Origin of the sequence: Arthrobacter sp. PL16, assembly GCF_035985055.1 — a bacterium.
GTDB classification, from domain to species: domain Bacteria; phylum Actinomycetota; class Actinomycetes; order Actinomycetales; family Micrococcaceae; genus Arthrobacter_D; species Arthrobacter_D cheniae.
Window position 1 is genome coordinate 209,036 of the sequence record NZ_JAXCIC010000006.1, and the last position, 14,441, is coordinate 223,476.

Sequence of the window (14,441 nt, forward strand, 5' to 3'; positions counted from 1 at the left end):
CTTAACGACGAAGCAGGCCGGACCGAAGTCCGACCTGCCTCTCTCGAAAAGATCTAGCGGAGAATCCGAGCCTTAGAGGGGCTGGATGTTCGACGCCTGAGGACCCTTGGGGCCCTGCTCGGTGTCGAAGCTGACCTTCTGGTTCTCATCAAGCGAGCGGTAGCCGCTTGCGTTGATGGCGGAGAAGTGTGCGAACACGTCTGCGCTTCCGTCGTCGGGAGCAATGAATCCAAAGCCCTTTTCAGCGTTGAACCACTTCACGGTACCTGTTGCCATTTTTGTTTATCCTTCTGAAATTCAGACGCGCTCCGACTTTCGGAACGCCCCAGTCGCGGCGTGCTTTCCGCTTTTTCAGAGACGCGGTCTGTCCCGCGAGGGCTAAACCGCGCGAAATACAAATGCGCAACACTACAACTGGGTCCTACTTAACCAAACGTTGGTGGGTAATGGCAAGCAGGAGGCGAAAGTTCCTTGTTTTCGTAACTTTCGGGTAGCCCTAGACAGCGACCGGATGCATGGCTCCGGCCAGCAGTTCGAAGGAGCGGAGCCAGGTCTCCGTGGTGCCGGCCTGGGTCGCGACGATGAGTTCGTCAGCCTCGACCTGCGCTGCAAATCGCTCGAGGTAGTCCCGGACGACATCGGGCGTGCCGACAGCACTGAAGCGTGCCATCTCGCTCATCTGCTGGCCCCCCGGCGAGGCGAGGATGGCCTCGGATTCCTCCCGGCTGAAGGTCTGCCCGCGGCCGAGCAGCAGTGTGACGCGGCGCAGCATGGCCTCGTGGAACTCGTGGTGGGCATCGCTCGCGCTGTCGGCGGCGATGACGTTCACGCCGGCGATGAAGTGCGGCTTGTCCGCCTGGGCCGATGGCTGGAACTCCCGGCGGTAGATGCCGGCGGCCTCCTGCAGTGCCTGGGGTGCGAAGTGGGACGCGAACGCGAAAGGAAGACCCAGGGCGGCGGCGAGCCGTGCACCGAAGAGCGAGGAACCGAGGATGTACAGGGGGACGTTGGTGCCACGGCCGGGGGTGGCCTGCACGCCGGGTACGCGCGTCTCACCCGTCAGGTATCCCTGGAGTTCGAGGACGTCCTGCGGGAAACTGTCAGCCGCCATGGGATCACGGCGAAGCGCACGGGCGGTGTTCTGGTCGCTGCCGGGTGCACGTCCGAGGCCGAGGTCGATGCGGCCCGGGTACAGGCTCTCCAGTGTGCCGAACTGCTCGGCGATCGTCAGAGGCGAGTGGTTGGGCAGCATGACGCCGCCGGAACCGAGACGGATCCTCGAGGTGTGGGCGGCGATGTGCGCGATGAGCACGCTTGTCGCGGAGGACGCGATGCTGCCCATGTTGTGGTGCTCGGCGTACCAGATGCGGCGGTAGCCCCAGGTCTCCGCGTGCTGCGCGAGCACTACGCTCGAGGCGAAGGTCTCCGCGGGCGTGGACCCTTCGGCGACCTGTGCGAGATCCAGGATGGACAGGGGAACGGTCATGGGGGTGCCTCTCGATTCTTGCTGTTGGCGGCGGTTCGAACCGCGGACCTGTGGAGGGAACGGTTGCCTTGGCGCATCTATTTCCGTCTACACGTCGAAACATGGCCTCCGTGGCGCATCCCACACCGACGCGCGGAGTGCTCTGACAGACTTGTTGCATGCCGAACAGCGATCTGCCCCCGACCGAAGCCGCCCTTCGCGAGCGCCAGGACCTCCTCGTCCGCGAACTCGCCGTCGAGAACAATTCCGCCCGCCTGCAGTCGCTGAGTGACGAGCTCGAGGCCATCCAGCGGCTCCTCGAGCAGGCGCGCGACTCCTGACACGCTCGACCTGATCAGGCGACGTTCCCCGGCGTCTCGATGACGAGGACGCCCTCGGCACCGTCCGGTGACGAGTAGCTGTGCGTGGTGTCTCCGCTCCACGAATGCGATGCGCCGGCGGCCAGCAGCTGTTCCGAGCCCTGCTCCCCCACCCGCGCGCTCCCCCGCACCACGCGGAGGTGCTCTGTCGTCCCGAGCCCGTGTGGCGGCGACACCCGTGTCCCTCCGGCTGCGACGGTGAGCCAGAAGACCTCGGTGGTGCCGCCGTCGTCGTGCGTCCGCACCGACAGCAGCCGGGCGTCGACGACGCCGTCGGAGACACTGCGCCCCGCCTCGTCCCCCACGAGCCCCGTGAGCGGCACCCCCAACGGTCCCGCGAGCGCGTAGAGCGTCCCGAGGGTGGGGTTCCGCGTCCCGGCCTCGAGTTCCGAGAGCGTACCTTTCCCGATCCCCGCCTCGGAGGCGAGAGAGCTCAGCGACAAGCGCTTCTCGTGGCGCAGGGAGGTGATACGCCGCGCGACTGCGTTCCTCAGCGACACATTCCGGTCAGGGTTGTCCTCGGGCATGCCGGCATCCTACGCTTACCGTTCCATATACAGAACATTCCGCCGACTAACCGGGCGGGCGCAGCAGCGCTGCAGGACAGGAGACCGCGGTGCACACCCCGACCGTCCGGACCGGCGTGAACGAGCCCGTGCTCGCGGGCATCGTCACCGCCCTCGTCGGGTTCACGTCCTCGTTCGCCGTCGTCCTGGCGGGGCTTCGCGCAACCGGAGCGACGCCGGAGCAGGCAGCCTCGGGGCTGCTGGCACTTACCGCCGTGATCGGGCTCGGCATCGTCCTGCTCGCACTCCGGTACCGCATCCCCGTCACCCTCTCCTGGTCCACGCCAGGTGCCGCACTGCTCGCCGGAGCGGCCATACCGGCAGGCGGCTGGCCCGCCGCGGTGGGAGCGTTCATGGTGACGGGCGTCCTGATCGCCCTCACCGGCGCCATCCCGTGGCTCGGCAGGCTCGTGGCACGGATCCCGCAGCATCTCGCGCAGGCGATGCTGGCAGGGGTCCTGCTGCCGCTCTGCCTCGCACCGTTCCAGTCGATCGGCACCATCCCGCTGCTGGTGCTGCCAGTCATCCTCGTATGGCTCGTGTCCTCGGCGATCGCGCCGAAGTGGGCTGTACCGCTCGCACTCGTCGCGGTCCTCGTGGTGATCGGCCTGCAGCTCACCCTCGACGGGACAATGATCGAGGCGTCGTCCCTGGCGCCGTCCCTCGCTCTCACCCTCCCGGTGCTCGATCCCGCCGCCGTCATCGGCATCGCCCTGCCGCTGTACGTCGTGACGATGGCCTCCCAGAACCTACCCGGCGTGGCCGTCCTCTCATCCTTCGGCTACCGGGCACCGTGGCGGTCGGCCCTGGCCGTGACCGGGGTCGGAACCGCCGCCGTCGCTCCCTTCGGCGGCCACGCCGTCAATCTCGCAGCCCTGTCCGCGGCCCTGTCCGCCGGTGAGGGCGCCGGCGCGGACCGGGACCGCCGGTGGATTGCCGCCCTCACCGCGGGCATCACCTACCTGGTGCTCGCGGGGGTGTCGGGGGCGCTCGTCGTCGTCGTGGGCGCCGCGCCGGCCGGCCTGGTGGAAGCGGTGGCCGGCCTCGCACTGATCGGCACCATGGCGACGGCGGTGACCTCATCGTTCAGCGAGGCGACGGGCCGGATGAGCGGTGCCGTGACGTTCCTCCTCGCGGCGTCGGGACTGTCGGTCCTCGGCATCGGCGGGGCGTTCTGGGCGTTGGTCGGCGGGCTCGTGGTCCGGGCAGCCCTGGAACGGAATGCCCTCCCCGCCCGCAATCGCTAGACGGGCGTGTTCGGGGCCTGCGCCTCGTCGCCCTGCTCGCGCGCCCTGCGCTGCCGGGCGCGGTCGAGCGCGTTGATGACCGGAGCTGCCGTGATGCCGTGGATGACGATCGACATAACGATGACGAGGCCCCCGATACGCCACAGAGCCGATTCGTCCGCCGCGAACTCGCCCTTGGACAGCGCGTAGCTGAGGTAGTAGATGGAACCGATGCCGCGGACGCCGAAGAACGCCAGCACACCCCGCTCCCATGGCCCGGTCTTCCCTCGGGCGAGGCTGACCCAGGCGGTGAGCGGCCGGACCAGGAGGATGAACGCAACGGCGACCACCACTTCCAGCGGACGCAGTCCCTCGAACAGGCCGCGTGCAACGGCGCCGCCCAGCAGGACGAGCACGACGACGGTCAGGAGTCGCTCGAGCTGCTCGATGTAGCTGTGCAGCACGCCGTGATAGCCATGGGTCTGCTCTCCGGCACGGATCGTGACCGCGCAGACGAAGACCGCGATGAAGCCGTATCCCTCGATCGCCTCGGTGACCCCGTACGTCAGGAATGTGGCCGCGAGCGCCACGAATCCCTCCGAGTAGTTGGCGAGGCGCACGCTCTTGATCGGTGAGCTGAAGAAGATGCGGGCCAGCAGCTTGCCCATGCCGAATCCGACAGCGCAGCCGATGATCATTCGCCAGAGCACGTCGAGCAGGATCCACTCGGGGAACCAGGCGGAGGGGGACATCCCGACCGTGCTGATGAGGATGGCCAGATAGACGAAGGGGAAGGCCAGTCCGTCGTTGAGCCCCGCCTCCGACGTGAGCCCGAAGCGCACCTCGTCCTCGGCCTCGAGGTCCTCCTCGGACTCCGACGGCTCGCCCACCTGTACCTCGGAGGCCAGCACGGGATCGGTCGGCGCGAGGGACGCGGCAATCAGGAGTGCGGACGCGAGCCCGAGTCCGAGCATCCACATCCCCATGAGCATCACCGCGAGGATGCACAGCGGCATCGCGATTCCGAGGAGGCGCCAGGTGGTCGACCACCGGCGCCGGCCCACCTTCCGGTCGAGGGCGAGGCCGGCGCCCATCAGCGAGATGATGACGCACACCTCGCTGAGGTGGATGGTGACGTCGCTGTAGGCGACGGGGTCCGGGTCGGGCAGGTCCTTGGCGAAGCTGAAGACCAGGATGCCGGCGGCGAGGAACACCATGGGCATGGAGACCGGGGCGCGCATCAGCAGCCGGGGCAGCAGCGCGGCGGCGAACACGGCAAGGCCTGCCGCCGCATAGATGATGCTTGCTGCCTCGAACACGTGCGCCTTCTTTCGCTCCACCACTCCGCTGATGATCAGTCCCCTTGCTAACAGTAGGGCAGGGACCGGACGGGCATCGCCGGTCGGCGATGGGCTGACAGCCGATAGCGAAAGTGCATCGACGCTGGCCGCTGAGCGTCACCACACCGTGAGAGCATGGAATTATGCCCATTTCCAGCCACCCCATGGTCGATGTCACAGACATCATCCGAATCGTGGGAGGTGCTGCATTCCAGCGTGGGCAGACCTACGCGAAGGACGGCGCCGTCAGCTCCCTCGCCTGGGACTCCGACTCGAAGCTCCTGACCGGCAAGGTCCGCGGCAGCGCACCGAACGACTATCGGACCAAACTCCGTCTCGGCGTGAAGGGCGACGGCCGCTTCCGCCCCCTCGAAAATTTCTGCAGCTGCCCCGTGGGTGCGGACTGCAAGCATGTTGCCGCCACCGCGCTGCAGAGCAACACGGAGAACCTCCTCGCGCAGCACGAACGCGACCTCGGAGCGCGCTCGGCTCCCCGCCCGTCGGCCCCGGAAGGCTGGCAGGCGTCCCTCACCGACCTCCTCGAGGCCGACGACGAGCCCTCCACGGGGAGCGCCGCCCCCCTGACACCCCTCGGCCTGCAGTTCGAACTGCGAACCCCGGAGGTGGCGGTGCAGCGGTGGGGATCCGCCGCGGAACGCCAGGGGCAGCGCACCCTCAACACGCGCCTTGGTGTCCGGCCGGTCAGCCAGAACGGCAAGGGCAAGTGGATCAAGAACAACCTGTCCTGGGGCAGCATCAGCTACCAGACGTACGGGTTGAAGCTCGACGCCGACCAGCACCGCTGGTTCTCACAATTCCCCGCCCTGCACCGCGGCACGGGAGTGAACTACTTCGGCAACAACGACTCCTGGCTGTACCTCGACGACTTCAGCAACCCTTTGCTCTGGCAACTGCTGGACGAGGCGCAACGCCTGGGCATCGCCTTCGTGGGCTCGAAGAAGTCCGTCACCATCGAACTGGCCGCCCGCGCCACGCTCAAGCTGGACGCCACCCGGACAGAGGAAGGCTCCCTCCAGCTCTGCCCTGCGCTCGACGTCGACGGCCGGCCGCATCCGTCGGACACCGCCCACGTCATCAGCACCCACGGCGTCTATACGGTCGCCCCGGATGACACCATCACGCTCGCCCCGACGTCGCGTAAGTTGACGCCGAAGGACATCGAGCTCCTGCAGCGCGGCCGGCCCGTCCTCGTGCCCGAGGAGGAGACCTCCCTGTTCCTGCAGGACTACTACCCGAAGCTGCGGCAGTCCATCCAGGTGGACAGCAGCGACGGCAGCGTGGAGCTACCCGAGATCGAGCCGCCCGTGCTCGTGCTGACGACCGCGTACGGCGCGGACGGCTCCGTGTCCCTCGAGTGGAATTTCGACTACCCGCTCGGCGACACCGTGCAGCGCCGGCCCTTCCGCAGGGGTGGCCCCGGCAGCGAGGACGGCTACCGCGACGCGGACGCCGAGGATGCGATCGCCTCCGCAGCGCGCCACGTGCTCGGCCCGTTCGCGCTCAAGACCCTGAAGCTCGAGGACATGCAGGCGGTCGAGTTCGCGGAGGACGTGCTGCCTCGGCTCCTGGAGCTCGACGGCGTGCGGATCGACGTCGTCGGCGAGAAGCCCGATTACCGTGAATTGACGGAGACGCCCACGCTGCGCATCAGCACCGTAGAGACGGACAACCGCGACTGGTTCGACCTCGGCGTCATGGTCACCGTGAGCGGCCGCAGCATCCCCTTCGACTCGATCTTCCGCGCCCTCGCGCAGGGCCGGAAGAAGCTCAAACTCGTCGACAACACCTATCTCTCCCTCGAGCAGCCAGTCTTCGACCAGTTGCGGGACCTCATCGAGGAAGCGCGGGCCCTGAGCGAGTGGGACCCCGAATCCAGCCTCCAGATCAGCCGCTACCAGGCGGGGCTGTGGGCCGACTTCGAGGACCTCGCGGAGGAGACGGAGCAGGCACAGTCCTGGCGCGACGCCGTGAGCGGGCTGCTCGAACTCAAGGACGTCGCCCCCACCCCGCCACCCGCGGGGATCGTTGCGGAGATGCGGCCGTACCAGGCCGAGGGGTTCAGCTGGCTCGCGTTCCTGTGGCGGCACCAGCTCGGCGGTGTGCTGGCCGATGACATGGGACTCGGAAAGACCCTGCAGGCCTTGGCCCTGATGGTGTACGCGAAGGAGAGCACCGGACTGGCGTCCCCGTTCCTCGTCGTCGCCCCCACGTCCGTCGTGCCGAACTGGTCGAACGAGACCCACCGGTTCGCTCCGGGCCTCAAGGTCGTCTCCATCTCCGACACCCAGGGCGCCTCGGGCCTGTCGATCCTCGATCAGGTGGCCGACGCCGACGTCGTCATCACGTCCTACACCCTCTTCCGGCTCGACTTCCCGGCGTACCAGGCCCTCTCGTGGTCCGGCCTCGTCCTCGATGAGGCGCAGTTCGTCAAGAACCGTGCATCCAAGGTCCACCAGGCGGCCAAGGACTTCGATGCGCCGTTCAAGCTGGCGATCACCGGAACGCCGATGGAGAACAACCTGATGGAGCTGTGGTCGCTCTTCAACATCGTTGCGCCGGGCCTTTTCCCCTCGCCGAGGAAGTTCACGGAGGACTACCGGACGCCGATCGAGAAGATCGGCGACAACCGTCCGCTGGTACGCCTCCGCAAGCGCATCCGCCCACTCATGATGCGACGCACCAAGGAAGCTGTGGCCTCGGACCTCCCGCCGAAGCAGGAGCAAATCCTGGAGGTGGAGCTGCACCCCGAGCACCGTCATATCTACGAGACATACCTGCAGCGCGAGCGGCAGAAGCTCCTCGGGCTGATCGAGGACATGAACCGCAACCGGATGATCGTGTTCCGGTCGCTGACGCTGCTCCGCATGCTCAGCCTCGATGCGTCCCTGGTTGATCCGGAGCACAACGGCGTACCGTCCGCGAAGCTCGAGGTGCTGTTCGAGAACCTCGACGACATCATCGCCGAGGGCCACCGCGCCCTCGTCTTCAGCCAGTTCACGTCCTACCTCAAGAAGGCAGCCGAGCAGCTCGACGCGCGCGGCATCGAGTACGCATACCTGGACGGCTCCACGCGCAGCCGCGGCGAGGTCATCGACTCCTTCAAGGACGGCAAGGCGCCCGTCTTCCTCATCAGCCTCAAGGCCGGCGGCTTCGGCCTCAACCTGACCGAGGCGGACTACTGCTTCCTGCTGGACCCCTGGTGGAATCCGGCGTCCGAGGCGCAGGCCGTGGACCGCACGCACCGCATCGGGCAGACGAAGAACGTCATGGTCTACCGCATGGTGTCCAAGGGCACCATCGAGGAGAAGGTCATGAAGCTCAAGGAGCAGAAGGCGAAACTGTTCACCTCGGTGATGGACGACGACGCCGTCTTCAGTTCCGCCCTCACGGCGGAGGACATCCGGGGCCTTCTGGAGGCTTAGGGCACCGGTCAGCTGCCGGCCGGGCTAGGCGCCGTCGTCCTGGTTCCGCAGTGCAGGGTCGAGCAGTTCCGCGAAAGCGCGCGGCCGCGAGGCCACCCACCAGTGGCCGCCGGGGACACTCGTCACGGTCAGGTCCTCCACCCAGTCCTCCAGCCCGTCGACGAGGTGGGGCGAGAGGAACGGATCCTTCAGCGGCACGATCACGTGGACGGGGATCGTGATGCGACGACGCCGCGGAGGCCCGGCCGCGGTGAACATGTTCGCGCGGTAGAGGGCCAGGCCGCGGATCGGATCCGATCCCACGTTGCGTCGAGCAGCGAACTCGTAGCGGCGCGTCATGATGTGCTTCCAGAAGATCTCGGGCAGCACGGGAAGCTGGAAGGCGCCGACGTACCAGCTGCGCAGCACCTGCCCCACTCCCTGGTGCACCGATCCCGGCCTGGTGAAGCGGCTCCGCAGCCAGCGGGCGAAGTGACGGAGGTCCGGCCCCGAGATGCTGGTGTAATCGAGGATCAGTCCGTCGGCGCGCTCGTCCTGGATGACCGCCCAGCCCTGGATCGATCCCCAGTCGTGGCCGATCAGGCGCACCCCGCCAGGAGCATCGATGGCCGCGAGGACGGCGAAGGCGTCGTCGACGAGTTCCGCGAGGCTGAAGCCGGCGCCGTCGAGGGTCCGTGACCTGCCCGCGTTGCGGGTGTCGAAGGCGACGAGGTGGTGTGTCGCAGCGAGTTCCCGGAGGACCGGGTGGAACACCCTGTGGTCATCGGGGTAGCCGTGCAGGAGGACCATCGTCGGGGCGCCAGGGCTGGGGTCCAGCCCGTACTCGAAGACGGCGAGCTCAGCTCCGGCCGTGCGGATGGTCCGGTGTCTCTCCCGCAGAACGTCCATGCCGTCCACCCTAGGCGCTGGACCCGACGGACGGGCGCTCGATCACCGGCCGTGCACAGGAGGCGCAGGGCGGATGCGGCCGTCCTCGAGCCAGATGGTCCGGTGTGCCACTGCCTCCGCGAAGGTCGCGTCGTGGGTGGCCATCACCACCGCACCACCGCCCCGTGCATGCAGGGCCAGCAGGGCTGCGAGTTTCGTCCGCGCGGGCTCGTCGAGGCCTGCGGTCGGTTCATCGAGTGCCCAGACAACCGGCCCCGTGGCGACGATGGACGCGAGCGCCACGAGCCGCCGCTGCACGAAGCCCAGCTCGTACGGGTGGGCTTCTCCCGCCGGTCCGAGCCCCACGGCCTCCAGCGCGTCGGAGGCACGCCGGAGGGATTCTACCCGGGGCCGTCCTCCTGCCCTGGGGCCGTAGGACACCTCGCGGAGCACGGTCCGCTCGAACAACTGCTGGTCCGTGTCCTGGAACAGGTAACCGACGGCGGTGGCGAGGGTGCCCGTCGGTTGGTTCAGGATCGGGACCCCGCCGACCACCACGGTTCCGCTGTCCGCCCTGTGCAGCCCGTTGAGGTGCTGAAGGAGCGTGGACTTGCCCGATCCGTTGGCGCCCCGCACGGCCAGGATCTCGCCCGCGCGGACGGACAGGCTGACGCCGCTCAGCCCCGGCGGGGCGGGCGCGTCCCCGGGAGCTCCCGCTGTCCGCCTGTCCACGGGGTGGCGGAAACAGACGTCGGTCATCGCGATCCGTTCGGGACCCGGGGAAGGGAATCCTGTCGGCCCTTGAGCGGCGCCGGGGAATCCGGCATCGCTCCCGGATGCGCCGAGCACCGCGCCGGTATCGGGCCCGGGAGGATCACCAGCAACGCCGATGCCGTACCGCCGGAGTCCTGCACCGCGCGCCTCGACGAGGAGTCCGTCGAAAACCGGATGCCCGTGGTGGAGCGCGAGGACACGGGCCATGTCGGGGGCGCTCCGCGGAAGCATCGGTTCGCAGACCACGACCCCCGTCCCGCCCTCCCGCAGGGCGTCGAGTGCCGCAGCCACATCCGCCGTCGCACCCTCATCGAGGCCCTGGAACGGCTCATCGAGAACGAGGATCCGGGGGCGCTGCACGACGGCCGCCGCGATGATCGTGCGCTGCAGCTGCCCTCCGGAAAGCCGACGCGGATCGCGGTCCAGCAGTGACGTCAGCTTCAGTGCCGCTGCAACATCGTCGACGGCCGCACGCAGGCGCTCGGGTGCCATGCCCCGGTTGGACGGGCCGAAGGCGATCTCCTCGCCGACGGTCGCCGACATCATGGACAGCTGGGCCCACGCACCCTGCGCGACGAACGCCACAGCGGCGCTCCAGGCCGCGGGGTCGATGCGCGGATCGGTCGGCAGACCACGAAAGCGGACAGCCTGCCCGTCGAGTGTTATCAAGCCACGGAAGGTGGACCCGGCGTCGGCCCCGACCAACCCAGCGAGAAGCCGCGCCAGGGTCGTCTTGCCGGATCCCGAGGCCCCCGCGATGACGACGTACTCCCCCGGCTGCACCGCGAGCGCGACGCCCGTCAGGAGCGGGACGCCGTCGTCGTACACGAACGATTCGCTCTCCAGCCTAATCACGGAAGCACTCCGGCCCCGAGCCAGAGGAGGGAGAAGGCCCCGACGGCGACGGCCATCCCGCGGCGCGCCCAGCGCTGACGTGGAGTGTCGGTATCGGGAAGGTAGCTCGTGCGGGGAACGGAGGATGAGAAGCCGCGGGCCTGGAGCATGTGGTTCCGCTCCGACGCGTCGACGAGGAGGCCGATGACCAGAGGCGTCGTGACGGTCAGGAGCGCACGGAAGCGCGAGATCGGTCCACGCCCGACGACGAGCCCGCGAGCCTGCTGGGCACGGGTGATCTGGCGCGCCCGCAGCGCCACATGGGGGAGGATCCCGACGGCGGATCCCAGAATGAAGACGAGCTTCCTGTTCCATCGACGGTGGGTCATGGTGGCAAGGAGGTCGGGGATGTCGAGCGTCATGGCGACCGTCAGCAGCACGCCGGTGAACACGCCCATGCGCAGGCCCATGACCGCCGCGAAGGACAACCCCTCCTGCGTGACGCGGGCCACGCCGAAGTCCAGGAGGATCACGCGACCCTCGGGGTAGAAGAGCCCGTGGAGCAGGAGCGATGAGAGCAGCAGCGGCCCTGCTACCAGGAGGATCGCGAGGCTGATCTGCCGAATCCTGCCGGACAGGAGCACAGCGGGAAGCACGACGAGCACCAGGACGGCGAAGGAGAACTCCCACCGGTTGACGACGAGGACGAGCACCACGAGCAGAGCCGCGGCGAGCAGTTCGGTCAGGGGGTTGTAGATCCTGCGGCGCAGCATGGCTCAGGCGGCGGGGGTGCCGATTCCGGACGTCGGCTGCGGGGCGCGACGACCACTCCGGTTGCCGAGGACGCGGTAGGTCCGCGCGAAGGGGAACTGGCGTACGGCACGCTGGGGCAGCGCGTAGACGATCAGCGCCACGATGACGAAGACGACGATCTTGTCCAGTGAATCCGAGAGCAGTCCCTGCTTGGTGGCGGCGACCAGCAGCTTGTCCCCCATGGACCGGAAGACGGCGATGATGGCATTGGTGCCGAACGTCCCGGCCGCGCCGAACATGAAGACCGCCACCGGTGCCGCGACGAGTCCCCCGATCGCCCCGACCACCAGCCCGGCGACCGGTGCGAGGTACACGCGGCGGAACGCCCCGTGTTTCGCCGCGAGGCCGGCGAGCAGTCCGATCAGTGCGGCACCGGCCGCGAACGGCAGCGCGAACGGGTTGAAGAGCCCCCAGATCGCGTTGCTGAGCGCACCGGTGGCCGCGCCCGCTGCAGGGCCGGCGAGGACGGCGACGAGGACCGTGCCGATGGCGTCGAGGTAGATCTGCATTCCGAGTGATCCGGCGATCTGTCCGATGGCGATGTTGAGCGCGATGCCGAGCGGCATGACCACCAGGGAGCTGGTGGTCAGCATCGGCAGGATTCCGCCGACGAGCAGAGCTCCGCCGCCCAGGAAGCCGAAGAGCGAGACGAGCGACGCCGTGCTGCCGACCCCGCCTGCGATCTCGGTCGGCTGGACGGTCACGAGGAACAGGTACGTGGCGAGGATGAGTGCTCCGCCGAGGACGAGGAGCATGCGACGGGGGCGCTCGGAGCTGTGTCCGGGGGCAAGGGTCAGGGGTGAACTCACGATATTCCTTGGGCGCGACGGGAGAGGTGAACTGCACCTCATGTCACCTCGGCGCCGCCCGCGCAGCAGTGCGGGGCAGCTCCAGTGTACCGGGGTATCCCTCCGGTCGGGCTGACTGGGCCGGGTAGGACCGGTCACGTCCGGGCGTGCGCAGGGCGGACGAGCCCCGGCTCAGCCGTGTATCCTCGCGAGGTGCGAGAGCCGCCTGACCATCAGCTCGAAGACGGCGTTCGGCTCGTTGCCCGAGACGATCCGCGCGTTCGGCGCCCGCTTCCATATCCCGGCGAAGTCCGCGACGGTCTGCCCGACGGTCAGCGTTGACTCCGTCTCGACGTCGACCGTGGCGAGGCGTTCCTCGAAGCCCGCCTCGCCGGTAGCCACCATCGCCGCAAACAGGTCGTGCAGGTGTGCGATGTACCCCTGGTCGTAGAGCCGATGGAACTCCATGTAGAAGCGCAGTGCATCCGACAGGCAGGCGACGACGGCGTTGTCACTGCTGCTGCGCGTCCCTGCGGGTCCGTCCGGGTCGAGCAGCTCCCGCCCTGCTCCGGCTGCGCGCGCGACCGCGTCGACGTGCGCCGGCGTGCACTCGATCCGCTCCGTCGTCTCGAGCGCGCACACCACCGGCAGCTTCCCTTGCGGCAGGCCCTCGTACGCGGCGAAGACTTCCTTCGCGGCGTGCGGGTCGACGTGGATGTTCCACTCGGCGACGGGCGTCGTGTTGCCGGGGTAGTTGAAGGCGCCACCCATGATGACGAGGCCCTTCAGGAGCATGGGCAGATCAGGCTCCGCCCGGATGGCCAGGGCGAGGTTGGTGAGCGGCCCCGTCACCAGGCCGGTGACCTGACCCGGATGGCAGCGGACCGCTTCGAGCCAGACGTCGACGGCATGCCGCCCGGAGATGTGCCCTCGGGGCGGCGGCAGGACGGCATAGCCGATGCCCTGGTCGCCGTGCGTCTCCTCCGTCGTGACGAGCGGGATCTCGAGGGGTACCTCGCTGCCGACGGCCACCTCGACGCCGGCGTGCCCGCACAGCTCGAGCAGCGCGAGGTTGTTGGTGGCTACCTGCCGGGCGCCCACGTTGCCCGCGGTGCAGGTGATGGCCTCGATGGAGACGCCCGGCGTCGCGAGCAGGTACAGAAGGGCGACGGCGTCGTCGATCCCCGTGTCGACGTCGAGGAGGAGCCGCCGGCGGGAGTCGGCCACGGTCAGTCCGCCGCGGTGGTGCGGAGCAGCTGCAGGCGGAGGGTGCGCGCCGTCTCCATGTGGTTCCGGGCGATAGCCCTCGCATCATCGCTGCGCTGCTCGGTGATGGCGCTGATGAGGGCCTCGTGCTCGAGCAGCACTTCCTGCCACCGGTTCCCCACCGAAAGGGTGGAGCGGGGCGTGTGGATGAGGTGGGTCGAGAGCCGCTCCAGGAGATCCATGAGGATCGGATTACGCGCGGAGGCCCAGAGCGAGGTGTGGAATTCGAGGTTGTTGGTCACCTTCGTCGTGTCATCGGGGTCGACGACGCCTCGATCGCGTTCCAGCAGGGCCTCGAGCCGCATGAGGTCCGCAGCCCCCCTGTTCAGGGCCGCCTGGCCGGCGGCTTCCTCCTCGAGCATGACGCGCAGGTCGTAGATCTGGATGACCTCCTGCGGGTCGATCTGCGGGACCTGCAGGCCACGCGCGGCCCGCTCGAGCAGCCGCTCATGCTGGAGCCTGCTAAGTGCTTCCCGAACAGGAGTCCGGGACACCCCGAAGCGCTCCGAGATGACAACTTCCCGCAGCGCCGTCCCCGGTGGGTGCAGGCCGGCGAGGATCTCGCTGCGCAGGACGCGGAAGATGGTGTCGCCGTCCACGCGCGCCGACACTTCGACGGACTCGGCCATGTCGCCCCCTCGGTTCGTCGTGGATCGGGTGACAGGGCGGTAGGCCCTGC

The 14,441-nt window shown here is 68.5% G+C and carries 13 protein-coding genes; 3 read left to right on the plus strand and 10 right to left on the minus strand.

The genetic code is table 11. From position 1 onward, the window contains the following. Positions 1 to 72 precede the first annotated feature (72 nt). Entirely contained in the window at positions 73 to 276 is a 204-nt protein-coding gene (locus RCH21_RS13495; RefSeq protein ID WP_026533290.1) for a cold-shock protein, read from the minus strand. Between the two features lie 220 nt (positions 277 to 496). Continuing rightward, positions 497 to 1,486 (minus strand): LLM class flavin-dependent oxidoreductase, encoded by a 990-nt coding sequence (locus tag RCH21_RS13500; RefSeq protein ID WP_326964827.1) that lies wholly within the window; start codon positions 1,484 to 1,486, stop codon positions 497 to 499. Between the two features lie 158 nt (positions 1,487 to 1,644). Between RCH21_RS13500 and RCH21_RS13505 the strand changes: the two genes are divergently transcribed. Next, a complete protein-coding gene (locus RCH21_RS13505; protein ID WP_326964828.1) occupies positions 1,645 to 1,806 on the plus strand; it encodes a hypothetical protein in 162 nt (53 codons plus the stop codon). Positions 1,807 to 1,820: 14 nt separating this feature from the next. Here RCH21_RS13505 and RCH21_RS13510 read toward each other — a convergent pair whose 3' ends face one another. Continuing rightward, entirely contained in the window at positions 1,821 to 2,372 is a 552-nt protein-coding gene (locus RCH21_RS13510; RefSeq protein WP_326964829.1) for a helix-turn-helix domain-containing protein, read from the minus strand. Positions 2,373 to 2,461: 89 nt separating this feature from the next. Here RCH21_RS13510 and RCH21_RS13515 point away from each other — a divergent pair, with 89 nt between their 5' ends. Further along, the gene (locus RCH21_RS13515) at positions 2,462 to 3,658 is read left to right on the plus strand and encodes a benzoate/H(+) symporter BenE family transporter (RefSeq protein WP_326964830.1); all 1,197 of its coding nucleotides are present in this window, start codon (positions 2,462 to 2,464) and stop codon (positions 3,656 to 3,658) included. Here RCH21_RS13515 and RCH21_RS13520 read toward each other — a convergent pair. Further along, positions 3,655 to 4,956: a cation:proton antiporter gene (locus tag RCH21_RS13520; RefSeq protein ID WP_326964831.1), complete on the minus strand. Its 1,302-nt coding sequence runs from the start codon at positions 4,954 to 4,956 to the stop codon at positions 3,655 to 3,657. The genes RCH21_RS13515 and RCH21_RS13520 overlap by 4 nt on opposite strands. Before the next feature lie 164 nt (positions 4,957 to 5,120). On the opposite strand from RCH21_RS13520, the gene RCH21_RS13525 reads away from it, so the two are divergent. Then, entirely contained in the window at positions 5,121 to 8,420 is a 3,300-nt protein-coding gene (locus tag RCH21_RS13525) for a DEAD/DEAH box helicase (protein WP_326964832.1), read from the plus strand. 24 nt (positions 8,421 to 8,444) lie between these two features. On the opposite strand, the gene RCH21_RS13530 is transcribed toward RCH21_RS13525, so the two are convergent. From RCH21_RS13530 to RCH21_RS13555, 6 genes are all read right to left on the minus strand, one after another. Next, on the minus strand, positions 8,445 to 9,308 hold the full coding sequence (locus RCH21_RS13530; protein ID WP_326964833.1) for an alpha/beta fold hydrolase: 864 nt from the start codon (positions 9,306 to 9,308) through the stop codon (positions 8,445 to 8,447). A gap of 42 nt (positions 9,309 to 9,350) precedes the next feature. Next, complete coding sequence (locus tag RCH21_RS13535) at positions 9,351 to 10,916, minus strand: ABC transporter ATP-binding protein (protein ID WP_326964834.1); 1,566 nt, start codon at positions 10,914 to 10,916, stop codon at positions 9,351 to 9,353. After that, positions 10,913 to 11,668: an energy-coupling factor transporter transmembrane component T gene (locus RCH21_RS13540; RefSeq protein ID WP_326964835.1), complete on the minus strand. Its 756-nt coding sequence runs from the start codon at positions 11,666 to 11,668 to the stop codon at positions 10,913 to 10,915. Before RCH21_RS13540 ends, RCH21_RS13535 begins: the two co-directional genes overlap by 4 nt. Before the next feature lie 3 nt (positions 11,669 to 11,671). Then, entirely contained in the window at positions 11,672 to 12,517 is an 846-nt protein-coding gene (locus RCH21_RS13545; RefSeq protein ID WP_120149946.1) for an ECF transporter S component, read from the minus strand. Positions 12,518 to 12,688: 171 nt separating this feature from the next. Beyond that, on the minus strand, positions 12,689 to 13,723 hold the full coding sequence (locus RCH21_RS13550) for a nucleoside hydrolase (RefSeq protein ID WP_326964836.1): 1,035 nt from the start codon (positions 13,721 to 13,723) through the stop codon (positions 12,689 to 12,691). Between the two features lie 2 nt (positions 13,724 to 13,725). Then, complete coding sequence (locus RCH21_RS13555; RefSeq protein WP_326964837.1) at positions 13,726 to 14,391, minus strand: GntR family transcriptional regulator; 666 nt, start codon at positions 14,389 to 14,391, stop codon at positions 13,726 to 13,728. Between the last annotated feature and the right edge of the window lie 50 nt (positions 14,392 to 14,441).